Origin of the sequence: Mesorhizobium sp. CAU 1732 (assembly GCF_039888675.1) — a bacterium.
Lineage (GTDB): Bacteria > Pseudomonadota > Alphaproteobacteria > Rhizobiales > Rhizobiaceae > Aerobium.
On sequence record NZ_JBDQQR010000003.1, the window covers coordinates 381,904 to 405,938 of the forward strand.

Sequence of the window (24,035 nt, forward strand, 5' to 3'; positions counted from 1 at the left end):
GGAGGACTGATGGCCGCGTTCTTCGACGAGTTGGAGCAGCGTTCACCTGATGAGCGCGAGCGTGATCTCTTTCGACGCCTGCCTGCCTTTCTCAGCCTCGCCAGGCAGGACGTGCCGGGCCTTGGTCGCTGGCTGAAGGATGTGGATGCGGCAAGCATCAATTCCCGGGCTGCGCTCGCTCGCCTGCCGGTCCTGCGCAAGACCGAACTCATGGACATGCAGGCGCAGCGGCCGCCCTTCGGCGAGTTTGCCAGCGCAAGCCACCTTCCCGGCGGTCGCGTCTTCCTGTCTCCCGGGCCGATCTGGGAACCGCAGGGCCTTATGGTCGATCCGGGCCAATCGGCCCGGGCGCTTTTTGCGGCGGGCGTCAGGCGGGGCGACATCGTCCACAACGCCTTCGCCTATCACATGACGCCCGGGGGTTTCATCATGGACGAAGGCGCACGCGCGCTGGGATGCACGGTGTTTCCTGCGGGCACGGGCAATACCGATATGCAGGTCGACGCCGCCGTAGCGCTGCGCCCCAAGGTCTATTGCGGCACTCCCGACTTCCTAAAAGCGATACTCGACCGCGCCGAGGAGACCGGTAAGGACGTATCGTCGATCAGGCTCGGCCTCGTGTCCGGCGGTGCACTGTTTCCGTCGCTGCGCGAGGAATACCGCTCGCGCGGCGTGTCGGTGTTCCAATGCTACGCGACCGCCGAGTTCGGCGTGATCGCCTATGAAAGCGCCGGCCCTGACGGCACGCCCAATCCCGGCATGATCGTCAGCGAGAACCTCGTCGTGGAGATCGTGAGGCCGGGTACCGGCGATCCCGTGCCGGACGGCGAAGTGGGCGAGGTCGTCGTCACGAGCCTGAATCCCGCCTACCCGCTGGTGAGGCTTGGAACCGGCGATCTCTCGGCGATCCTGCCTGACCCGTCGCCCTGCGGCCGTACCGGCACGCGCCTCGCCGGCTGGATGGGCCGCGCCGACCAACGCACCAAGGTCAAGGGCATGTTCGTCGATCCGAAGCAGATTGCCGATCTGGTCAAGCGTCATGCCGATATAAAGAAAGCCCGGCTGGTCGTCCTGCGCGACGGCGCGCGCGATGCAATGGCGCTGCATGTCGAACCCGCATCGGGTTCCGTTCCCGACGTCAGCGCGATCGAGACGTCGCTGCGCGAGATCACCAAGCTCGGCGGTTCGGTTCATCTGGCCGAACAGGGATCGCTTCCCAATGACGGGAAGGTCATCTCGGACGAGCGCGATTACGCGAGCTGAAATCCGCGGATCGGCAAGGTGCGTCAAGCGATCCCCTTGCAATGCAAGGTCTGATGGCTAGTTTCCCGCCAACTGCAAGGAGTGGCTGGCATGGACATCGGCACAACGCTGGATCTCGAACAGGCGAAAGCGATCGGCCCGCTTCCGACCGGCCACCCAGTCGTGCGCACGGGAAAGATCGGCGTCCTGCTCGCCAACCTCGGCACGCCGGACGGCACCGACTACAAGTCGATGTGGCGCTATCTGCGCGAATTTCTCTCCGATCCCCGCGTGATCGAGCTCAACAAGGCGATCTGGTATCCGATCCTCTATGGCGCAGTGCTCACGACACGTCCGCAGAAATCCGGCAAGAACTACGAAAAGATCTGGAACAGGGAGCGTGACGAATCTCCGCTGCGCACCATCACGCGCGGCCAGGCCGAGCGCCTGAGCGAAGCCTTGAAGGCCGACACCCGCCTCGTGGTCGAATGGGGCATGCGCTATGGCAGCCCGTCGATGAAGAGCGGCGTGGAATCCCTGATCGCTCAGGGCTGCGACCGCATCGTGATGTTTCCGCTCTATCCGCAATTTTCGGCGACGACGACGGCCACTGCAAACGACCAATTCTATCGCGCCCTGATGAAAATCCGGCACATGCCTACGGTTCGTTCCGTGCCGCCCTATTACGACGAACCGGTCTACATCGAGGCTCTTGCGCGCTCCATCGAGCGTCACCTTGCTACGCTGGATTTCGAGCCGGAAGTGATCCTCGCCTCCTATCACGGCATTCCCAAAGCCTATTTCGAGCGCGGCGATCCCTATCATTGCCATTGCCAGAAAACGACGCGGCTTCTGCGCGAACGGCTCGGCTTCGACGACAGGAAGCTGATGACGACATTTCAGTCGCGCTTTGGCGCGCAGGAATGGCTCCAGCCCTACACAGACAAGACCGTCGAGCGGCTGGCGAAGGAAGGCGTGAAGCAGATCGCGATCGTCAATCCAGGGTTTTCGGCTGACTGCATCGAAACCCTCGAGGAGATCGACGGCGAAGTCCGCGAAATCTTCATGCACGCGGGCGGCGAGCGGTTCTTCCACATACCCTGCCTCAATGACAGCGATGAAGGCATGATGGTGATCGAGGCTTTGGTCAGGAACGAACTGTCCGGCTGGGTCTGACCGCACGGAACGCTTGTGCTTCGGCGCACGTTGCTGTTCGCCAACGAGAGCACCGCCAGCCATGATCCGTAAACTCGACCTGCGCACCGGACGTCCGGTCTGGTTCTCCTACCGCGCGCCAGCCGTGCCGACATCGAAGCTGAGCCGCGACGTCAAGACCGACGTGCTCGTGGTCGGCATGGGCATCAGCGGGGCCATGATCGTCGAGGCGCTGACGGCGTCCGGACATTCCGTCATCGCCATCGACCGGCGCGGTCCCCTGAAAGGCTCGACACCGGCCAGCACCGCGCTCGTGCAATATGAGATCGACCAGCCTCTGACGACGCTCTCCAACCTCATCGGCAAGGAGAAGGCCGTTCGCGCATGGCGTCGCTCGCGGCTGGCCGTCGCCAATCTGGGCGCGCATATCGATCGCCTGGGCATCGCCTGCAACAAGGCCCCTCGCCCCTCCATCTACGTGGCCGGCAATGTCATGGGCATCAGCGATCTGCGCGCGGAAGCGCAAGCGCGCCGCGCGGCCGGCGTCCATGCGGATTATCTCACCGCCAGCGAACTGGAGAAGGGCTATCGCATCAAGGGCGATGGCGCGATCATCAGCGAAGACAACATCGCGCTCGACCCGCGCAAGCTCACCGCAGGCCTCCTCAACATCGCGGCCGCGCGTGGCGCGCGGTTTTATGCACCCGTCGAGGCCACGGAATTCGAGCACGCCAGCGACGCCGTGACCGTCGCGACAAAGGACGGCCCCACCATCACGGCCGGCCACGTCGTGCTTGCGACCGGCTACGAACTGGCTGCGGTCGTAGCGGAGGCCAAGCACAGCGTCATTTCCACCTGGGCGATCGCGACGGCGCCGCAAAAGCGCAATCTGTGGCCGCGCGAGGCGTTCGTCTGGGAGGCATCCGATCCCTACCTCTACATGCGAACGACGGCGGATGGGCGGGTCATCTGCGGCGGCGAGGACGAGGAGTTCTCCGACGAGGATGCGCGAGACGAGCTGATCGCCGAAAAAGCCGCGCGCATTTCCGAGAAGCTCGCGAAGCGAATGCCGGGGATAGATACCAAGGCCGAGCTCACCTGGGCGGGATCGTTCGGCACGACGGCGACCGGCCTCCCCCACATCTCCCGCATTCCCCGGCGACCCCGCATCACTGCGGTGATGGGCTATGGCGGCAATGGCATCACCTATTCGCGGGTGGCGGCAGAAATCATCCGCACGGACCTCGACGGCGGCAAGGACACGGACGCCGATCTCTTCGCAATGTCCTGAATCCTAGGGTGCGCGCATACACATCATTGTCATGCCGCCAAAACATACTTAAGTCCTCCTCAGGCTAAACCCGCCGAACCGTTGCACAACGCTTCGGCGTTGCGGAAATCCCTGGAGGGCACACATGCCGTTTACTGGCTTCGACATTCTGATCCCCGTTCTGGTCGTTCTGGTCCTGCTGCTGATCTTTGCAGGCATCAAAACGGTGCCGCAGGGCTACAACTACACGGTCGAACGCTTCGGCAGGTACACCCGCACGCTCTCGCCGGGCCTGAACATCATCGTCCCGTTCATCGATCGCCTTGGTGCGAAGATGAACATGATGGAACAGGTGCTCGACGTGCCGACCCAGGAAGTCATCACCCGCGACAATGCGATCGTCGCAGTCGATGGCGTCGCCTTCTATCAGGTGCTGAACGCGCCGCAGGCTGCCTATCAGGTCTCCGGGCTCCAGAACGCGATCCTCAACCTCACCATGACGAACATCCGTTCGGTCATGGGTTCGATGGATCTCGACGAACTCCTGTCGAACCGCGACGTGATCAACGACCGGCTGCTCCACATCGTCGATGAAGCGGCGAGCCCATGGGGCATCAAGATGACGCGCGTCGAGATCAAGGACATCAACCCGCCGGCGAACCTCGTGGAATCGATGGGCCGCCAGATGATGGCCGAGCGCAACAAGCGCGCACAAATCCTCGAAGCCGAAGGCCTCAAGCAGGCCCAGGTTCTCGAAGCCGAAGGCCGCAAGGAAGCAGCGTTCCGCGACGCAGAGGCGCGCGAGCGTTCCGCCGAGGCAGAGGCGCGCGCAACGCAGGTCGTGTCCGAGGCGATCGCGAAGGGCGACGTGCAGGCGATCAACTACTTCGTCGCACAGAAGTACACCGAAGCGATGGCCAAGATCGGCTCGGCCAACAACAGCAAGATCGTCCTGATGCCGATGGAGGCATCGTCCTTGATCGGCTCGCTGGGCGGCATCGGCGCCATCGCGAAGGAAGTGTTCGGCGATCAGTCGCAGCGTCCAACCCCCATTCGCGGAGGCTCGCGCCCGCCCGCCGCCGGGTCGGACCAAAAGTGAAAACGAGTCGCGGAGGCTGATGTCGGAGCATGGCGATGATCGCGCAATGGATTGCGGATTTGGGACCTTGGAACTGGATGGTTCTCGGCGCGGCATTGCTCGCGCTCGAGATCCTGGTGCCGGGCGTCTTCCTGCTCTGGCTCGGCATCGCGGCCGTCCTGACGGGAACCCTGTCGCTTCAGCTCTGGGACACCGGCGTCTGGATCTGGCAAATCCAGGTCCTGACCTTTTTGGTTCTGTCGGTCATCTCGGCACTCGTCGGCAGGCGGTTTTACGGGAATGACCGGGTTGGCGACACCGACCAGCCGCTCCTGAACCAGCGCGACCAGCAACTGGTTGGCCGCACCGCCACGCTGGAAGAGGCTATCCGCGAAGGCCGCGGGCGCATCCGTTTGGGCGACACGCTGTGGCGCGTGTCCGGTCCCGATCTGCCCGCAGGCGCGCGCGTGCGGGTCACTGCTGCAAGCAGCGGTCAACTGACCGTCGAGCAGGTGGACGCTTAGGCTGCGCCGATCCGCAAGAGATCGTGCATGTGAACGAGGCCGACGGGCCTGCCGTCCTCGACAACCATCACGGTCGTGATCGAGGATGCGTTGACCAGTTGCAGCACCGCACCTGCCAGATCGTCGGGCTCGGCGCATTTCGGGTTGCGGGTCATCACCTCGTCGACGGTCCGCGAAAGCAGGTCGCCGTCCATGTGACGGCGCAGGTCGCCATCGGTGATGATGCCCTGAAGAACACCATCCTCCGAGACGATGCCGACGCAGCCAAAACCCTTGCGCGAGATTTCCAGAACCGCTTCGCGCATGCCCGTGCCGCTGCGCACCAGCGGAAGCTCGTCGCCGCTATGCATGATCTCGCCGACCTTGATGAGACTCGCTCCCAATTTTCCGCCCGGATGATAGGTGCGGAAATGGTCGCGAGTGAAACCGCGTGCTTCGAGCAGGGCGATCGCCAGAGCATCGCCGACGACGAGTTGCATTAGGGTCGATGTCGTGGGGGCTAGGCCGTGCGGACAGGCTTCGGCCGCCTTGGGCAGGGCAATCACGATGGTGGATTCGCGCGCAAGCGCGGAGTCGATACCCGACGTGATGGCGATCAGCGGGATCGCGAAGCGTCGTGCATAGGCGACGATGCCCCTGAGCTCCGCCGTTTCCCCGGACCAGGACAGGGCGACGATCACGTCGTCGGTCGCGATCATGCCGAGATCGCCGTGGTTCGCCTCCGCCGCATGCACGAAGAACGCCGGTGTGCCGGTCGAAGCGAGCGTCGCGGCGATCTTCGAGCCGATATGCCCGCTCTTGCCGACGCCCGTGATGATCACGCGGCCCGTGATGCTGCCGATCGTCTCGACCGCTTCCGCGAACGGCTCCGCCAGATTGTTTTCGAGCGCTGTTGCAAGTGCCGTAAGCCCGCTCATTTCGGTGCGGACCGTGCGCAGCGCCGAGGCGCTGACGAGGGCTGTGTCGAGGGGCTTGGTGATCGCTTTTCTCTGCATGGCGAAGCGATTAGCGCGTCCGATTGGCGCTGTCCAATCCTGACTGCTCAACCGGGCTTCGGATCGGACGTTCAACCTTCCATTAACCAACCTTGTTTACGGTCCGGTAAAGTTTCGGCGCATTTCCGCGTCCCTATCGACCAGGCAGCAATGGCACGACATCCGTCATTGAGATTTCCGACGCGACGCCGCGCCGGCGTTCTGACGCTGGCGGCGACCGCATTGGCATGCAGCGCTGCATTTGCATGGGCGCAGCAGCAGCCGGAGATGCGTGGGTCGGCGCTCGATCGACGCATCGGCGATCTGCTTGGAAACGACAACACGCAAGCAACGTCGCCGCTCGGAGGCGCAAGCACCCTCGATGCGCCACCCTACGAAGCCATAGGCTCGCGCGCAATCTTGGACGACTCTGCGTCAGACCCGTTGGACGCCCTGGACGAACAGCCGGGAGCGTTGGACGCCGCCGAACAGCAGATGAGCGGCAGAACAACGACGCAAGCGGCAAGCCCGACCGCCGCGGCTGAGCCCGAAGAGGACCTCACGACCGGCACGGTGCGCGCGGAACAGATCGACCTGGCCGACGAGGACCGCAACACGCGCATGACGCGGGACAACCAGCGTATCGGTGCGATCGAAGGCCTCGCGCGTACGCCGGAAGAAGACCCCTATGCACCACTCGGCATGCGGCTCGGCACATTCGTCTTCACGCCGAGGCTTGAGCAGGGCATCGGCGCCACGACCAATGGCAGTTCCAGTCCAGGTGGCGGAAGTTCGGTCTTTTCCGAAACCGCGTTGCGCCTCAACGCGATCTCCGACTGGTCGCGCCACAGCGCCGCGCTCCAGGCAGACGGAATCTACCGCAAATCGCTGTCTGGCGAGGAGATCGATGAATTCGAAGGCGGGATCAGCGCCGACATCAGGCTTGATCTCGGCGACCAATGGCAAGCGACCGGGTCCGTCGCCTATCGCGTCCGGCCGGAATCGGCCTCGTCACCGACCTTCATCGAAGGCACGGTTTCGCAGCCGCTCCGCCACACGTTCAGCGGCAGTGCCGGCGTGTCGCGTGAACTGGGCCGCCTCAAGCTCGGCGTGACCGGCGCGGTGGAGCGCAATCTCTACGATGATGCCGATCTGTCGAGCGGCGGCGTGATCTCCCAGGCGGATCGCGATTCGGTCCTGTCCACGGTCGCGTTGCGCACGGGCTTCGAACTGTCGCCCGCGATCACGCCGTTCCTCGAAGCCGAGATCGGACGACGCAACTACGATGAGGAATTCGACCGCGACGGCTTCGCCCGGTCGGCCGATCGCTACGCAATACGAGGCGGCGTCGAACTCGACCTGAGCGAAAAGACGACGGGCGAATTTTCGATCGGCTGGCTCGAAGAACGTCCCGACGACGATCGCCTGTCCTCGATCTCCGGTCTGGCGCTCGCCGGCAACCTGCAATGGTCGCCGGTTCGCGGCACGATCGTCGAGCTCAACGGCGCGACGACCGTCGAAGGCTCCACCACGGCTGGCGATCCGGGCTCGCTTCTCTATTCGGGAAGTCTGGCATTGCGGCGCGAGCTTCGCGCCAACCTCACCGGCACGGCATCGGCCGGGCTCGACTGGCGCGACTATTCCGGCAGCAGCGAGCACGACCTTATCCTGAGCGGCGAACTCGGCCTGACATGGTGGATGAACCGCTTCGTCGGCGTGACGGGACGAGCCCGCCACGAAGTCCAGCGCAGCAGCATCGACGATCGCGATTATGACGCGACGAGCGTCTTCCTCGGCATGACGTTGCAGCGCTGACCCGCGATCGAAGGTCAGCCCTTCCTGGCTGACAGCCTGTTCACGGTGTTGATCACCACGTCGCGTAGATCGGCGCGCTGCATCGCAAATGCGATGTTGGCCTCCACGAACCCGTCAGGCGAGCCGCAGTCGAACGTCTCGCCACGGTAGTGATAGCCGTAGAGCGGCTGTTCCTTGCCGAGCTTCAGCATCGCATCGGTGAGCTGGATTTCGTTGCCCGCGCCACGCTCCTGCTTGGCCAGAAGATCGAAAATCTGCGGTTGCAGGATGTACCGCCCGTTGATGTAGAGATTGCTCGGCGCGGTGCCCTTCGCCGGCTTTTCGACCATGTCGGAAATCTCGAAGCCCGTATGCACATCCGCCCCCTTCGCGACGATGCCGTATTTGTGTGTCTCGGCCGGGTCGCATTCCTGAACGGCAACGATGTTGTTTCCGGTCTGCGCGTAGAGATCGACCATGCCCTTGAGACAGCTCTCGTCCGACTGCATGATCATGTCCGGAAGCAGCAGCGCGAACGGCTCGTCGCCCACCAGATCACGGGCACACCAGACCGCATGGCCCAGGCCCATCGGCACCTGCTGGCGGGTGAAGCTTGTCTCGCCGGGAGCCGGCTGCATGGAACGAAGCCGCTCCAGTTGCTCCACCTTGCCGCGGTGCTCGAGCGTGTCGTAGAGTTCGAACTGGATGTCGAAATGATCCTCGATCACGGTCTTGTTACGACCGGTCACGAAGATGAAGTGCTCGATGCCGGCGGCCCTCGCCTCGTCGACGACATACTGGATGACGGGTCGATCGACGACAGTCAGCATCTCCTTCGGAACGGCCTTCGTTGCCGGAAGAAATCGCGTGCCCAGTCCAGCAACGGGGAAAACCGCTTTTCTTACTTTTGTCATTCTCGCTCACGATCTTGTATGTTTGGACAGGCTCACGATGGGTGCGACACTATCACGCCGTTATTGATAAATATTGCACCGTTTCTGGGCCTGGGAGGAGTTCAGTGGCGTGAGATCGCGTGATCGCAGGGGGCATGGTAAACCGTTTACTAACTTAGATGGTCGATGAATGGTTCCAGCAAGCAAAAGGAGGCACATATGATCGCTCGCTCACCTGCAAGACGTTTTGCTGCGCCCTTCATGGCGGCCACGGTCGCGCTGGGCCTGCTCGTCCCGTCTCATGCATTCGCGGATGCCGGATTCCAGCGCTGGGTCGCGGATTTCCGGGGCGTTGCTGCCAGCAATGGGATTTCCAATTCGACTTTCGATCGCGCCTTCAGGAACGTCTCCGCGCCCGACCCGGAAGTTCTGGAGAAGGCACGTTACCAACCCGAATTCACGGCGCCTGTCTGGGATTACTTCGACAATCGCGTCAACGAGAACTCCATCGCGGTCGGTCGGCAGATGGCGCGCGAGTGGAAGCCCTGGCTCGACCGGATCGAGCGCGCCTACGGCGTCGATCGCCACATTCTCCTGGCTATCTGGTCGATGGAATCGAATTACGGCGAAATCCTCAAGAATGAGAGTGTGATGCGCAACGTCATCCGCTCACTGGCAACGCTCGCCTATGCCGACAAGCGCCGCGCGAAGTTCGGCCGGCAGCAGCTTGTCGCGGCGATGAAGATCCTGCAAAGCGGCGATATCGACGAAAGCCATCTGACGGGCTCATGGGCCGGCGCGATGGGCCACACCCAGTTCATCCCCACCAGCTATCTCGCCTATGCGGTCGATGCTGACGGCAACGGCAAGCGCGACATCTGGAACTCGGTCCCCGACGCCCTCGCGACGGCCGCAAACCTGCTTCGCCAGAATGGCTGGCAGTCGGGCGCGACCTGGGGCTACGAAGTGACACTGCCGGCAGGACGCAAGTTCCCCGCTGGGTCCATGTCTCTGTCGAAGTGGGATTCGATCGGCGTCAAACGCGCCCGCAACAAGCCGTTCCCATCTCCGTCGCAGAGTTCGGAACTCAAGGTGCTCGACGGGCGCGAGGGACCGGCCTTCCTGATGGTGAAGAACTTCAACGTCATCAAGCGCTACAACAATTCGGATCGCTACGCACTTGCCGTCGGTCTTCTTGCCGACGAGATCGCCGGCCATGGCGGCCTCGTCCGCGACTGGAACAGGCCGTTCACGCGCCTGTCCTTCGGCGAGACGCAGGAATTGCAGAAGCACCTGTCGGCGCATGGCTATTATGACGGCAAGATCGATGGCAAGATCGGCAGCGGTTCGCGCGCGGGCATCATGGCGATACAGAACCGCCTTGGCATGGAGCAGGACGGCCATCCAAGCAAGGAACTCCTGTCGCGGCTGAGAGGCCAGTAAGGCTCGGGACTGAGATGAAGGCAGCAATGGCGGCATTCGGGCGACTGGGGCAATTGCTTTGTCTGTCCCTGGCGCTCGTCGTCATGCTGCCGGCACTGCCGGGATCGCCGTCCTTCGCGCTAGCTCAACAGGCCGGCGAGCGGCAAGGCGGCACCGGCATCCTGCGCTTCTTCTTCCAGCGCCCAGCGGAGCGCCAGAGGCAGGACCGTGCGGTGCCGCGGGAGCGCGTCCAGCAACCGGCCAGGCGTGCGCCGGCCACCACCCGTCGCGCGCAACCCGGAGTGGTTGCCGTGCCCGAAAAACCCGTGGTCGAAAAAGCCGAGAACGCCAAGCGTATTCTCGTCGTCGGCGACTTCCTGGCCGGCGGACTGGCCGATGGCCTGACCGTCGCCTTTGGCGAGAATGCCAATGCCCTCGTCGTCGATCGGTCGAACGGTTCGTCCGGGCTGGTTCGTGACGACTACTACGACTGGCCCAGCCAGATCGGCTCGGTCATCGACGCGGAGAAGCCCGCGGTCGTGGTCATCATGCTCGGGTCAAACGACCGCCAGCAGATGCGTGTGCAGGACAACCGCGAACAGCCCCGTTCCCAAGTCTGGACCGCCGAGTATGAACGCCGGGTCACCACCTTGGTCAAGGCCGTTCGAGACAGGCAACTCCCCCTGATTTGGATCGGCAACCTCCCCTTCAAGGCTGGCTCCATGTCGTCCGACATGGTTGCGTTCAACGATATCTATCGCCGCATCGTGACCGACAATGGCGGCGAGTATGTCGACATCTGGGACGGTTTCGTCGACGAGACCGGTACATTTGTCGCAAGTGGTCCCGACGTGAACGGACAGCCGGCGCAGCTTCGTGCCAGCGACGGCATCAACGTCACGCGGCAGGGTCGCCGCAAGATGGCGTTTTACGCCGAAAAGCCGCTCAACCGCATCCTCGGTACGCCCGATGATCCAGCCAATCTCGCGCGGCTGCCCGGCCAGATCCAGGGCCCGATGCCCGGTGGTGCCGACCTGCCCGAGATCGACCGCACCGTACCCATCGGCATCGACGACTATCAACTGGATGGTGGCCCCGATCTGCTTGGCGCATCGATAGCGCCAAGGCGCGGAGAGGCGAAGACCCCATCCGAGCGCCTGATCCGCGAAGGTATTGCGCCGGATGCCGAACCCGGCCGTGCTGATGACTTCTCGAGACGGCCCTCGCCCACGGCTGCGACCGACCCGGGACGCACCACGTCGGTTACGAGGTAAGAGCCCTGCCTCGCAATCAGCGCGGCAGGACGCTCGATCCCATCAGGAACTCATCGATCGCGCGCGCCGCCTGACGTCCCTCACGGATCGCCCACACAACCAGCGACTGACCGCGCCGCACGTCGCCGGCGGCGAAGAGCTTGTCCACGCTGGTCTTGTAGTCGCGATCGTTGGCGACGACGTTGGTCGAGCGCCGGCTGTCGACTTCGACCGCCATCTGGCCGTCCAGTTCCTTCACGACGCTGTCCGCAGCCGGTCCGGCAAAGCCAATGGCGATGAACGCGAGGTCCGCCCGGATCACGAACTCGGTTCCGGCGATCGGCTTGCGCCTGTCATCGACTTCGCAGCACTTCACGCCCGTGAGCACGCCGTCTTCGCCCAGAAATTCGAGCGTCGCGACCTGGAACTCGCGCTCCGCACCCTCCGCCTGGCTCGACGAGGTGCGCATCTTCGTCGCCCAGTAGGGCCACACGGTGAGCTTGTCTTCCTTCTCCGGCGGCTGCGGGCGGATATCGAGCTGCGTGACGCGCACGGCGCCCTGGCGGAACGAGGTTCCAACGCAATCCGACGCGGTATCGCCGCCACCAACGACGACGACATGCTTGCCGCCTGCGAGGATCGGGTCGGCAGCCCAGGCGACCGACTGGATATCCTCACCGCCGACGCGGCGGTTTTGCTGGACGAGATACGGCATCGCGTCATGCACGCCGAAAAGGTCGGCGCCGGGAATACCGGCCGGCCGCGGCGTTTCGGAGCCGCCGCAATAGAGCACCGCATCATACTCGGCCATCAGTTCGGCCGTGGGCTTGTCGACACCGACATTCACGCCGCAGTGGAATGTGACGCCCTCGCCCTCCATCTGCTCAACGCGGGCATCGATGTAGCGCTTCTCGATCTTGAAGTCGGGAATGCCGTAGCGCATCAGCCCGCCCGGCTTGGACTCGCGCTCGTAGACATGGACATCGTGCCCGACGCGGCCGAGCTGCTGCGCAGCCGCCATGCCGGCCGGTCCCGATCCGATGATCGCGACCCGCTTTTCCGTCTTGGAAGAAGCAGGCATCGGCCGGATGTAGCCGCGCTCGTAGGCCTTGTCGGCGATCGCCTGTTCCACGGTCTTGATCGCGACCGGGATGTCCTCGAGGTTCAGCGTGCAGGCTTCCTCGCACGGCGCGGGGCAGATGCGGCCCGTCCATTCCGGGAAGTTGTTGGTGGAATGCAGGTTGCGGATCGCACCTTCCCAGTCGCCATTGTAGACCAGGTCGTTCCAGTCTGGAATCTGGTTGTGCACCGGGCACCCTGTGGGGCCATGGCAGTAGGGGATGCCGCAATCCATGCAGCGTGCCGCCTGCTTCTCGACCTCGGGCTCCGACATCGGAAGCGTGAACTCGCGAAAGTGCCTGATGCGATCGGAAGCGGGCTGGTACTTGTGCACCTGCCGGTCGATCTCGAGAAAACCTGTAACCTTGCCCATCTTCGTCCCTTCACTCATGCCGAGCGGCCGTCATCAGGCCGCTTCGAGGCATGATTGTCTCTGCGTTGCTACTCGGCGGCGATGCCCATGCGCATGCGCTCCATCTCGATGAGCGCGCGGCGGTACTCGACGGGCATCACTTTCCGGAATTTCGGCCGGAAGTCCGCCCAGGCGTCGAGGATCTGCTTGCCCCATGTCGAGCCCGTATGGTGCACGTGGTTCGAGATGAGCTGGACCAGACGTTCCTCGTCGTGGCGGGTCATGTCGCCCGACACGTCGACGCGGCCCTTATGCGCGATGTCGCCGCCGTGATGGTGGAGTTTTTCCAGCATCTCGTCTTCTTCGGGAACCGGCTCGAGCTCGACCATCGCCATGTTGCAGCGGTTGGCGAAGTCGCCGTCTTCGTCCAGCACATAGGCGACACCGCCCGACATGCCGGCAGCGAAGTTGCGGCCCGTCTGGCCGATGACGACGACGACGCCGCCCGTCATGTACTCGCAGCCATGGTCGCCGACGCCTTCGACGACAGCCACCGCGCCCGAGTTGCGCACGGCAAAGCGCTCGCCCGCCACACCCCGGAAATAGCACTCGCCCTCGATCGCGCCGTACAGCACCGTGTTGCCGACGATAATCGACTTTTCAGGCACGATCTTGGAATCGTCCGGCGGGCGGATGACGATGCGGCCGCCCGACAGGCCCTTGCCGACATAGTCGTTGCCGTCGCCGACAAGCTCGAACGAGACGCCGCGTGCCAGGAACGCGCCGAAGGATTGCCCGGCAGTGCCGGTCAACTTCACCGATATCGTGTCTTCCTTGAGCCCCTTGTGTCCGAAACGCTTGGCAACCGCGCCCGAGAGCATCGCGCCCGCGGAGCGATCCACGTTGCGGATCGGCATCTCGATCTTGACGGCTTCCCTGCGCTCGAGCGCGGGTGCCGCCTCTTCGATGAGCTTGCGGTCCAGAACGTCGTCGATCGGATGCTTCTGGGTCGAGGTCCAGTACGTGTCTTCCTTCGCCGCCTCCGGCTTGTAGAAGATGCGGCTGAAATCGAGACCCTTGGACTTCCAGTGCTCGATCACCGGCAGCTTCTCGACGCGATCCGTATCGCCGATGATCTCGTCGAAACGGCGCACGCCCATCTCGGCCAGAAGCGCGCGCACTTCCTCGGCCACGTAGAAGAAGTAGTTGATGACATGCTCAGGCGCGCCCTTGAAGCGCTTGCGCAGGACAGGGTCCTGCGTCGCCACGCCCACGGGGCAGGTGTTGAGATGGCACTTGCGCATCATGATGCAGCCCGCCGCGATCAGCGGAGCGGTCGAGAAGCCGAACTCGTCGGCACCCAGAAGCGCGCCGATGATGACGTCGCGACCCGTCCGCAACCCGCCATCGACCTGCAACGCCACGCGTGATCGCAGGCCGTTGAGAACCAGCGTCTGGTGCGTCTCGGCCAGACCCATTTCCCACGGGCTGCCGGCATGCTTCAGCGAGGTGAGCGGCGATGCGCCCGTACCGCCATCATAGCCGGAGATGGTGATGTGGTCGGCGCGCGCCTTGGCGACGCCGGCCGCAACCGTGCCGACACCGACCTCTGAAACGAGCTTCACCGACACAGCAGCTTCAGGGTTCACGTTCTTCAGGTCGAAGATGAGCTGCGCGAGATCCTCGATCGAGTAGATGTCGTGATGCGGCGGCGGCGAGATCAGGCCGACGCCCGGCGTCGAATGCCGCGTCTTCGCGATCGTCGCATCGACCTTATGGCCGGGCAACTGACCACCTTCGCCGGGCTTCGCGCCCTGCGCGACCTTGATCTGCATCATGTCGGAGTTGACGAGATACTCGGTGGTAACGCCGAAGCGGCCCGAGGCCACCTGCTTGATGGCCGAGCGCTCCGGGTTCGGCGATCCGTCCGGCAGCGGCTTGTAGCGATCCGGCTCTTCGCCGCCTTCGCCCGTGTTCGACTTGCCGCCGATCCGGTTCATGGCGATGGCGAGCGTCGAATGCGCCTCGCGGCTGATGGACCCGAACGACATCGCCCCGGTGGAGAACCGCTTCACGATATCGGCGGCCGATTCGACCTCGTCGATCGGGACAGGGGTCGCGCCGACATCGGCGGCCGTCTTGATCCGGAAGAGGCCCCGAATGCTCTTGGCCCGCGCCGCCTCGCTGTCGACCTGCGTGGAGAATTCCTTGAAGGTCTCCCACGAGCCCTTGCGCACGGCATGCTGCAACGTCGCCACGGCGTCGGGCGACCACATATGGGCCTCGCCGCGCATGCGGAACATGTATTCGCCGCCGACGTCCAGCGTGTGGCGGAGGACCGGATCGTCGCCGAACGCCTCGTTGTGACGGCTCACGGTTTCGCCGGCGACCTGTTCAAGGCCGATGCCTTCGATGGTCGTCGCCGTCCCCGTGAAATAGCGCTCCACGAACTCGGTGTTCAGGCCGATCGCATCGAAAATCTGCGCCCCGCAATAGGACTGGTAGGTCGAGATGCCCATCTTGGACATGACCTTGAGGATGCCCTTGCCGATCGACTTGATGTAGCGGCCGACGACCTCGTAGGCATCGACTTCCGGTGGGAAGTCGCCGCGCTTGTGCATGTCGAGCAGCGTGTCGAAGGCGAGATACGGGTTGATGGCTTCCGCGCCATAGCCGGCGAGACAGCAGAAATGATGGACCTCGCGCGGCTCGCCCGATTCGACGACGAGACCGACCGAGGTGCGCAGGCCCTTGCGGATCAGGTGATGATGCACGGCAGCCGTCGCCAGAAGCGCGGGAAGCGCGATCCGGTCCGGCCCAACCTGGCGGTCTGACAGGATGATGATGTTGTAGCCGCCCGCAACCGCCGCCTCAGCGCGCTCGCACAGGCGTTCGAGCGCTGCCGGCATGCCGGCCGCGCCCTCGGCGGTCGAATAGGTGACGTCGAGCGTCTTGGTGTCGAACCGGTCCTCGGTGTGGCCGATGGAGCGGATCTTCTCCAGATCGCCATTGGTCAGGATCGGCTGGCGAACCTCGAGACGCTTGCGCCGCGACGAGCCGACGAGGTCGAAAATGTTCGGACGCGGCCCGATGAACGAGACGAGGCTCATGACGAGCTCTTCGCGGATCGGGTCGATCGGCGGGTTCGTGACCTGCGCGAAGTTCTGCTTGAAATAGGTGTAGAGCAGCTTCGACTTGTCCGACATGGCCGAGATCGGCGTGTCGGTTCCCATCGAGCCCACGGCTTCCTGCCCCGTCGTCGCCATCGGCGACATCAGGATCTTGGTGTCTTCCTGGGTGTAGCCGAACGCCTGCTGGCGATCGAGCAGCGACACGTCCTTGCGCAGCGCGCGCGGCTCGACCGGCTTCAGGTCTTCCAAAATGAGCTGCGTGTTGGAAAGCCACTCGCGATAGGGGTGCTTGGTGGCGATTTCCGACTTAATCTCCTCGTCGGAGATGATGCGGCCCTTCACGAGATCGATCAACAGCATGCGGCCCGGCTGGAGCCGCCACTTCTTGATGATCTTCTCCTCGGGCACCGGCAGCGCGCCGGCTTCCGACGCCATGATGACGCGGTCGTCGTCGGTGACGATGTAGCGTGCCGGACGCAGCCCGTTGCGATCGAGCGTCGCGCCGATCTGGCGGCCGTCCGTAAACGCGACTGCCGCCGGACCGTCCCACGGCTCCATGAGCGCAGCATGATACTCGTAGAACGCCTTGCGGTCGTTCCCCATCAGCTTGTTGCCGGCCCAGGCTTCCGGGATCAGCATCATCATCGCATGGGCGAGTGTGTAGCCGCCCTGGAACAGGAACTCGAGCGCGTTGTCGAAGCAGGCCGTGTCGGACTGCCCCTCATACGAGATCGGCCACAGCTTCGAGATGTTGTTGCCGAACAGCTCGGAATCGACCGAGGCCTGCCGCGCGGCCATCCAGTTGTTGTTGCCGCGCACCGTGTTGATCTCGCCATTGTGCGCGACCATGCGGTAGGGGTGGGCGAGCTTCCACGACGGGAAGGTGTTGGTCGAAAAGCGCTGATGGACGAGGATCAGCGCGGTCTCGAAGCGCGGATCCGTCAGGTCCTTGTAATAGGCGCCGACCTGGTAGGCCAGGAACATGCCCTTGTAGACGATCGTCCGCGCCGACAGCGACACGCAATACGCGCCGATGTCCCTGTTCTCGTTCTCCGCATAGATGCGGCCTGAGATGACCTTGCGCAGGAGATAGAGGCGCGCCTCGTATTCCTCGTCATCCGTGATTTCCGCCGGACGGCCGATGAAGACCTGGCAATGGAATGGTTCGGCGGCGACGATCTCCGGCGCCCTCGAGAGCGACGAGTTGTCGACCGGCACGTCACGGAAGCCGATGAGCGGCAAGCCTTCGGACTGGGCCGACTCGCGGACGATCTCCTTGATGTGATCGCGCGTCGCCTGATCCTGCGGCATGAACCAGTGGCCGACGCCGTACTGGCCGAGCACCGGCAGTTCGATATCCTGCTTGGCCATTTCCTCGCGGAAAAGGCGGTCCGGAAGTTGAACCAGCACGCCTGCGCCGTCGCCCACCAGCGGGTCCGCACCCACCGCGCCGCGGTGCGTCAGGTTTTCGAGCATGAAGAGCCCGTCCTTGACGATATCGTGCGACTTCACGCCCTTCATCTGCGCAATGAAGCCGACACCGCAGGCGTCATGTTCATTGCGGGGATCGTAGAGACCGCGAGCGGTAGGCAGGCCGGGTATCGCGTGCGGATTCGTTTTGGCGACAACCGCTTTCGTCTGCGCGGCCGGGGTTTGTCCCGTCGTTACAGATGGCGTCAGATCGGTCATCGCCTCGTCCTCCGTTGAGCCCATGCAGGGCGGTAGCAATCTTCCGGCAGGCACGACATGGCGCACTTCCGGCATTCTATCGGCTATCTTGCGAAAGGCCGTCCAGGGTCGCGATGCCTTTGCGGCGGCGCATCCCTGGTGGAGCCCATGGCTGCCGCGCAAATGGCGGGCGGCCGACAGGCCCTGCTCGCATCAAAAGCCGGACAGGCTGTTATCATAAGCCAAATCCGGCAGTCGAGGGGTGCATTAATTAAGACAGCAATGCTGTCCTAGTTTCGATATGCCATAAAGGTTAAGCGCAGACAAGACGGATGTGCAAAAAAATTCGGCGCAATGCGTAATTTTATTGCGCCGCAAGCCATGCGAGCGACCTTTTTCGGCCGAAAGCCGGGCAGACGCCATGCAATTGTAGCGATGTGCCGGATGGCCGGGTTGCCTCGCGCGCGATCGCGCGTACAAAGTGCCGCGCTCAATCAATCGACGGTCTGGATTTTTCTCATGTTCTTTGCTTCCGACAACTGGGCCGGCGCCCACCCCAAGATCGTCGAGGGCCTTGCCCGCCACGCCTCGGGCTTCTCGCCAGCCTACGGGTCCAGCGATCTCGACAAGCAGGTCGAGCAGACATTTTCCAAAATCTTCGAGCGCGACGTTGCGGTCTTTTTCGTCGGCACGGGCACGGCGGCCAACTCGCTCGCCATGAGCGCCGTGAGCCGCCCGGGAGGCGTCGCCTTCGCCCATCGCGAGGCGCACATGATCGCGGACGAAGGCGGAGCGCCGGAGTTCCTGACAGGCGGCGGACGCCTCTCGCCCGTGGATGGCACACTGGGCCGAATCGCCGCCGCCACGCTCGAAACAGAGATCGGGCGCTACCCGCCGCAATTCGTTCACGCGGGCCAGCCGGCGGCGGTCTCGATCACACAGGCGACCGAAATCGGCACCGTCTACAGCCTCGATGAGATCGACGCGATCGCCGGCGTGGCGCAGCGGCACGGCCTCCAGCTCCACATGGACGGCGCGCGCTTCGCCAATGCGCTTGTTTCGCTCGACGTATCCGCAGCCGAGATGACGTGGAAGCGTGGCGTCGACATCGTTTCCTTCGGCGGCACGAAGAACGGCTGCTGGTGTGCCGAGGCGGTCGTGTTCCTCGATCCCGCAAAAGCGCATGATTTCCCGTTCATCAGGAAGCGGGCAGCGCAACTTTTCTCGAAGTCGCGCTTCATCGCCGCCCAGTTCGAAGCCTATTTCGCGGACGATCTGTGGCTCGAAACCGCGCGCCACTCGAATGCGATGGCAAGCCGCCTTGCCGGCCATCTGGCAGCCTCATCGAAGGCCTGGCTGGGCTGGGAACCGCAAGCGAACGAAATTTTCCCGATCATCAAGCTGGAAACGGTCGAGACGCTTCGCGCGCAAGGCGCAGCCTTCTACCCGTGGCACCCGCCTTTTGGCTTCGCGGGAAGCATCGCGGAAGACGAGACCATGTGTCGTTTCGTAACCAGCTTCGCCACGACGCCAGACCACGTCGACCAGATTGGCGACCTGATCGCCTGAGGCCCGGTGAGAGGGCGCAGGTCGAGAATCAGCTTGGAAAACCGTTATGCGGCCGCTGGCGGAGATCCGCGTGCACGGTCTGGACCACTCGCACGAGATCGGACTGCCGGTTGACGCCGACCTTGCTGTAGACGCGATGCAAATGGGTCCGGACCGTCGCCAGTGACACACCGAGTTCGACCGCGATTGCCTCAAGCGAGCCATGGGACAGCATTGCCGTCGCGACCATCGCTTCGGAACGGGTCAGTCCGAACAGATCCTGCAGAATTTCGGGCCGGCTCTCGCCCCGTTCATCCACATCGACAACGATGAGGAGCGCCCCCGGCACATGACCGTCCATGCAGTGCGCTTCCGCCGACACAGGCAGGACGTGCACTGCCAGCGGCGAGCCGCCGTGCGAACGCCGAACAGACAGGAAGCCTGCGGACTTGATGCCATCACCATCGCCGCTGGCGGCAAGACCGATAAGTCTGCGCAATGACGCGTTCACCTCATCCCCTCCGGCGCGCAACTGACCGTCTGCGGCAAGCGACAATCCGCTGCCTGATCGGAACAGATCGAGTGCCGCGGAATTCCCATGCATCAGTTTCCCGCCGGGCGACACCCACGCGACGCCGTGGCGCATATGTTCATAGGCATCGAGTGCACGATGCGTGACATTGGCGGCGTCGGCCAATCGATGCTGCGCGGCCAACGCCTGCTGCAGATGTGGAACGAGCAACTGCAGCAACCGCATTCTTTCGGGCGTCGCGAAGGGCTCGTCTCGCAACGGCGCATTGCAGCAGAACCAGTTCAGGCCGCCGTCACTCTTTGTAAGGCTCGCGAACAGCCCGTCGCCCGTGCCGAATGGCTTGGCCCAGTCGGTGTAGAATTCGGTGCGCCGATGTTCGCCCGGGGTGGCCAGATGGGATCCAGAAAAGACGTTGCCGACACGTGCCGCGATCAACATCGACGGAACCGGATCCATACGGCCATAGTGACTTTCATAGGCCATCACGCCTGCGCCATCCATGCCGATCGCGGTGCTGCGAAACCTGCGCGATCCGGACTCGGCGAGGAGCAACGCTCCGCCGTGCCCGCCAAGTGCATCCAACAGCGCCGTGAGCGTCGACTCCCACAGGCCGCCGTCGAGCGCGGCGCCGTATATCCGCGACACCAGCGATGAGAATTGCTCGACAGAAGCGGCCATGTGCCCTCCTGGACCGCAAGCGATCCGACCTGGCGGCTTTATGACCGGCAGTTCCACCTTGCCACCCGGGGTGAAAATACTCGCGCAGGGCGTGCAGATTTGCAACCGGTTACGTTACGTTCACCCACTGCCTTTGAATGGAGGCACGAGCGATAGAAATTCCACTTTCCGTCGAGCGTTTCAGGTGACACAGATGTCGCTGCCGATAAGAAGTCGGCTGACGCTGGGGCGCGCGGCGCGCGCCGAAAGTGCCTATGTTGGGGGGAAGCACAGTGCAGACGTTCCTGGAGTTCCTGAAGGTGCGAGAGTCCGCCGGTTTGGCCTTCTGCCGGGGACACTCGGGCCCGATTCTCGCCTTGAGCACCGCAAACGAACCGGCAAGCTTCTTCGGGCCCTACGGGCAGATCGCTCTGGGTGCGGAGAAAGTCCGCAAATCCTACGCGAACAGTGAAGGCACGTTCGGGCCGAAGAGCGAAAGCAGGATCGAGATCGTCCACGCTGCGGAAAGCGGTGACATTGCCCATTGGTCGGGTTTCCAGCGGGCGACCGTCGATATGGAGGGACGTCTCATACCGCTCGAGCTCAGGATAACCGAACTCTTCCGCCGCGAAGACGATACGTGGAAGCTCGTGCACCGTCACGCCGATCTGATCCAGTCCAAGAAATAGCCACCATCTAGCGCGCCCCAGCCCGCAAACGAAAACGGCGCCCTTGCGGACGCCGTCTCCGATGCTTGAACCGTTGCGATCAGTTCACGGTAGGCTGGGCTTCGATCTGCTTGGCTTTCGCGGGGGTGGAAGCGATCGCGATACGACGCGGCTTCAACTCCTCGGGAATGTTGCGCGTCAGATCGATGTGCAGAAGCCCGTTCTTCAGCTCCGCACCGTTCACTTCGACATGATCGGCAAGCTGGAAGCGGCGCTCGAAAGCACGCGCTGCGATCCCACGATGCAGGAACTCGCTACCCTCGGCCTGCTCTTCGGTCTTCTCACCCTTGATCGTCAGCACGTTGCGGTGGGCTTCGATCGAAATCTCGGCATCCGAGAAGCCTGCGACGGCCATGGAAATACGATAGGCGTCTTCGCCGGTGCGCTGGATGTTGTAGGGCGGATAGGTCTGGCCGTTATCAGGCTGAGCGAGCGTATCGAGCATCGTGAAGAGACGGTCGAAGCCGACGGTCGAGCGATAGAGCGGCGTAAAATCAACGTGACGCATGGGATGTTCTCCTGTGAGCAACAAGTGTTTGCGTATGAGCTTCGCGCAGAGATCCGTTCTGGCATCTCCCGAAGTCCAGCGGCCCCGACATCGGCGGCCGCAACCCAGATTTGGGGGCTCCCGAAAGTCATTTCAAGACGCGCCGGCACGTCCCGAACATGAACGCAGGATGAACCGTCCCTTCGGATCGCGTTCAGGCGGCAAAGCCTAATCTCCAATCATCGAATTCGAACAGGCGGCCGAAACGAGACGGCCGCCAACGAGGCCGACCCGGGTGTATCGTCCCTTCCTCCCGGTTCGACAGAAGGCCGGAAGCAGTCCGAAAGGCTCTTCCGGCCTTTCCATTTGCATTCGACCTGCGCGCTTTCTATGACGGTCACCAGCGTCACTCCGGTCGGGATCAGCCAGCACTCCATGCCTGCGCAGCTTTTCGAGACACAAGGCAATCCCGCTCCCGCGCACGGTTACGCAGACATGCTGACGATGCCGGACGGAAAGCGCATCCGCTACGCCCGCTTCGCCGCCACAAGTCGCCCTCTGAAAGGCACCGTGATTATCATTCCGGGCCGCAACGAGTGCATCGAGAAGTATTTCGAGACGATTAGCGACCTTGCGGGGCGGGGCTTCGGCACCGCGATCTTCGATCTTCGGGGACAGGGTGCCTCGGATCGTCTCACCCGCGATCCACGGCGCGGCTATATCGACGATTTCATGACCTATGTCTCCGACATCGATCCATTCTTCGAACAGATCGTGCTGCCCGACTGCCGGGGTCCTTACTATGTGTTGGCCCACTCGACTGGCGCGCTGATTGCGCTGCTTGCAACACCTGTTCTGACAAATCGTATCCAGCGAATGGTGCTCAGCACGCCGCTGTTGTCGTTCCACGGCCTGCCCTTCTCGATGGACAATGCGCGGCGGATATCGAGCCTGCTCCACGCGGTCGGGCTGGGCTCGGTCTATCTGAGCGGCTCACGCCGAAATCGCGCGCCGGCAGCGTTCGACGTGAACGTGCTCACCAGCGACGCCCGCCGCTACGCCCGCAATGTCGAAATCTACCGCCAGCATCCGTCATTGGGCATAGGCGGCGCCACCGCCTCGTGGGTGCGCGCTGCCTGCATTGCCTGCGAGCGCGTCCGCGACGACGATTTCATCGCCAGCCTCAAAATCCCGGTCCTGATCGTTGCGGCTGGCGCGGACACAGTCGTCGATACCACCGCCACCGAGCGCTATTCCCTGCGGCTGCGAACCGGCACCGCGCTGACGATCGACCACGCCCGGCACGAACTTCTCCAGGAAGCAGACGTCTATCGCGAACAGTTCTTCGCGGCCTTCGACGCGTTCATCCCCGGCAACGCCTGACTCCGGCTTCTAGGCGCGATTGAGCATTTCGAGCGCTGCCTCGTGAAGCTGCGGGGTCGCGGCCGCGACGATGTCGCCGGCCTTCTCGGCAGGCCCTCCATCCCACGTCGTCACGACACCGCCAGCCCCTTCGATGATGGGCACGAGAGCCACGATATCGTAAGGCTGGAGACCGGTCTCGACGACGAGATCGACATGGCCGGCGGCAAGCATCGCGTAGGCATAGCAATCGGTGCCGTAGCGGGCGAGTTGCACCGCACCCTCCAGGCGATCATATGCTCCGCGCATAGCGCCCGTGAACAGCGCAGGCGTCGTCGTGCAGAGCGTGGCGTCCGCGATATCCGTCGTTGGCCGCGTCGATAGCCGGCGTGCCCCGCCGGGACCTTCGAAGTGCGAGACGCCGTCGATCGCCCAGAAGAGCTCTCCAGTGAATGGCTGCGACATCATTCCCGCGATCGCGTCGCCAGCGTCCGTCAACCCGACAAGCGTGCCCCAGAGCGGCAAGCCTGAGATGAAGGCCCGCGTGCCGTCGATCGGATCGATCACCCAGACATGCCTCGCATCGATGTTCTCCGGTCCGAACTCCTCGCCAAGAATGCCGTGTTCCGGAAACGCGCCGAGTATGAGCCTGCGGATCGCCATCTCCGCTTCGCGGTCGGCTTCGGTGACGGGGTCGAAGCCGCTCAAGAGCTTGTTCGACACCAGTCCCGATTGCCTGAAGCGCGGCAATGTCTGGGCGGCAGCGGCAGCAGCGATACGCCGCATGAAGTCCGCGTCGATGGTCATTGTGAGGCTCCTGAATTGCCGCGATGGCGGACAACGATG

At 63.5% G+C, this 24,035-nt stretch carries 18 protein-coding genes; 11 read left to right on the top strand and 7 right to left on the bottom strand.

All coding sequences use genetic code 11. The features are described from left to right. Window positions 1–9: 9 nt before the first annotated feature. The 5 genes from AAFN55_RS23460 to AAFN55_RS23480 all read left to right on the top strand — a co-directional run bounded on the left by AAFN55_RS23460 (window position 10) and on the right by AAFN55_RS23480 (window position 5,269). Window positions 10–1,263, top strand: a complete 1,254-nt coding sequence (locus tag AAFN55_RS23460) for an AMP-binding protein (RefSeq protein ID WP_347801402.1) — start codon at window positions 10–12, stop codon at window positions 1,261–1,263. A gap of 90 nt (window positions 1,264–1,353) precedes the next feature. Beyond that, window positions 1,354–2,418 (top strand): ferrochelatase, encoded by a 1,065-nt coding sequence (hemH, locus tag AAFN55_RS23465; RefSeq protein ID WP_347801403.1) that lies wholly within the window; start codon window positions 1,354–1,356, stop codon window positions 2,416–2,418. Window positions 2,419–2,479: 61 nt separating this feature from the next. Further along, a complete protein-coding gene (locus tag AAFN55_RS23470) occupies window positions 2,480–3,688 on the top strand; it encodes an FAD-binding oxidoreductase (protein ID WP_347801404.1) in 1,209 nt (402 codons plus the stop codon). A gap of 124 nt (window positions 3,689–3,812) precedes the next feature. Next, window positions 3,813–4,766, top strand: a complete 954-nt coding sequence (locus AAFN55_RS23475) for an SPFH domain-containing protein (protein WP_347801405.1) — start codon at window positions 3,813–3,815, stop codon at window positions 4,764–4,766. Window positions 4,767–4,801: 35 nt separating this feature from the next. Next, a complete protein-coding gene (locus AAFN55_RS23480; RefSeq protein WP_347801406.1) occupies window positions 4,802–5,269 on the top strand; it encodes an NfeD family protein in 468 nt (155 codons plus the stop codon). Here AAFN55_RS23480 and AAFN55_RS23485 read toward each other — a convergent pair. After that, the gene (locus AAFN55_RS23485) at window positions 5,266–6,264 is read right to left on the bottom strand and encodes a KpsF/GutQ family sugar-phosphate isomerase (RefSeq protein WP_347801407.1); all 999 of its coding nucleotides are present in this window, start codon (window positions 6,262–6,264) and stop codon (window positions 5,266–5,268) included. The two genes, AAFN55_RS23480 and AAFN55_RS23485, sit on opposite strands and share 4 nt — an antisense overlap. Window positions 6,265–6,738: 474 nt before the next feature. Here AAFN55_RS23485 and AAFN55_RS23490 point away from each other — a divergent pair, with 474 nt between their 5' ends. Beyond that, complete coding sequence (locus tag AAFN55_RS23490; protein ID WP_347801408.1) at window positions 6,739–8,058, top strand: outer membrane beta-barrel protein; 1,320 nt, start codon at window positions 6,739–6,741, stop codon at window positions 8,056–8,058. A gap of 14 nt (window positions 8,059–8,072) precedes the next feature. On the opposite strand, the gene galU is transcribed toward AAFN55_RS23490, so the two are convergent. Continuing rightward, complete coding sequence (gene galU / locus AAFN55_RS23495) at window positions 8,073–8,951, bottom strand: UTP--glucose-1-phosphate uridylyltransferase GalU (protein WP_347801409.1); 879 nt, start codon at window positions 8,949–8,951, stop codon at window positions 8,073–8,075. Between the two features lie 198 nt (window positions 8,952–9,149). Here galU and AAFN55_RS23500 point away from each other — a divergent pair, with 198 nt between their 5' ends. Continuing rightward, entirely contained in the window at window positions 9,150–10,373 is a 1,224-nt protein-coding gene (locus AAFN55_RS23500) for a lytic murein transglycosylase (protein ID WP_347801410.1), read from the top strand. Window positions 10,374–10,399: 26 nt separating this feature from the next. Next, window positions 10,400–11,626, top strand: coding sequence for a DUF459 domain-containing protein (locus tag AAFN55_RS23505; RefSeq protein WP_347801411.1), 1,227 nt, complete (start codon window positions 10,400–10,402; stop codon window positions 11,624–11,626). A gap of 16 nt (window positions 11,627–11,642) precedes the next feature. On the opposite strand, the gene AAFN55_RS23510 is transcribed toward AAFN55_RS23505, so the two are convergent. Continuing rightward, window positions 11,643–13,097, bottom strand: coding sequence for a glutamate synthase subunit beta (locus AAFN55_RS23510; protein ID WP_347801484.1), 1,455 nt, complete (start codon window positions 13,095–13,097; stop codon window positions 11,643–11,645). Between the two features lie 68 nt (window positions 13,098–13,165). Continuing rightward, window positions 13,166–17,896 (bottom strand): glutamate synthase large subunit, encoded by a 4,731-nt coding sequence (gene gltB / locus AAFN55_RS23515; protein ID WP_347801412.1) that lies wholly within the window; start codon window positions 17,894–17,896, stop codon window positions 13,166–13,168. A gap of 498 nt (window positions 17,897–18,394) precedes the next feature. Here gltB and AAFN55_RS23520 point away from each other — a divergent pair, with 498 nt between their 5' ends. Beyond that, window positions 18,395–19,444 (top strand): low specificity L-threonine aldolase, encoded by a 1,050-nt coding sequence (locus tag AAFN55_RS23520; RefSeq protein ID WP_347801413.1) that lies wholly within the window; start codon window positions 18,395–18,397, stop codon window positions 19,442–19,444. A gap of 28 nt (window positions 19,445–19,472) precedes the next feature. On the opposite strand, the gene AAFN55_RS23525 is transcribed toward AAFN55_RS23520, so the two are convergent. Beyond that, entirely contained in the window at window positions 19,473–20,633 is a 1,161-nt protein-coding gene (locus tag AAFN55_RS23525) for a helix-turn-helix transcriptional regulator (RefSeq protein WP_347801414.1), read from the bottom strand. A gap of 272 nt (window positions 20,634–20,905) precedes the next feature. Here AAFN55_RS23525 and AAFN55_RS23530 point away from each other — a divergent pair, with 272 nt between their 5' ends. Continuing rightward, on the top strand, window positions 20,906–21,301 hold the full coding sequence (locus tag AAFN55_RS23530; RefSeq protein WP_347801415.1) for a nuclear transport factor 2 family protein: 396 nt from the start codon (window positions 20,906–20,908) through the stop codon (window positions 21,299–21,301). A gap of 79 nt (window positions 21,302–21,380) precedes the next feature. Here AAFN55_RS23530 and AAFN55_RS23535 read toward each other — a convergent pair whose 3' ends face one another. Next, a complete protein-coding gene (locus tag AAFN55_RS23535; RefSeq protein WP_347801416.1) occupies window positions 21,381–21,848 on the bottom strand; it encodes an Hsp20 family protein in 468 nt (155 codons plus the stop codon). 369 nt (window positions 21,849–22,217) lie between these two features. Here AAFN55_RS23535 and AAFN55_RS23540 point away from each other — a divergent pair, with 369 nt between their 5' ends. Next, window positions 22,218–23,210, top strand: coding sequence for an alpha/beta hydrolase (locus tag AAFN55_RS23540; RefSeq protein WP_347801417.1), 993 nt, complete (start codon window positions 22,218–22,220; stop codon window positions 23,208–23,210). 9 nt (window positions 23,211–23,219) lie between these two features. On the opposite strand, the gene hisN is transcribed toward AAFN55_RS23540, so the two are convergent. After that, window positions 23,220–23,996 (bottom strand): histidinol-phosphatase, encoded by a 777-nt coding sequence (gene hisN / locus AAFN55_RS23545; protein WP_347801418.1) that lies wholly within the window; start codon window positions 23,994–23,996, stop codon window positions 23,220–23,222. Window positions 23,997–24,035: the final 39 nt, after the last annotated feature.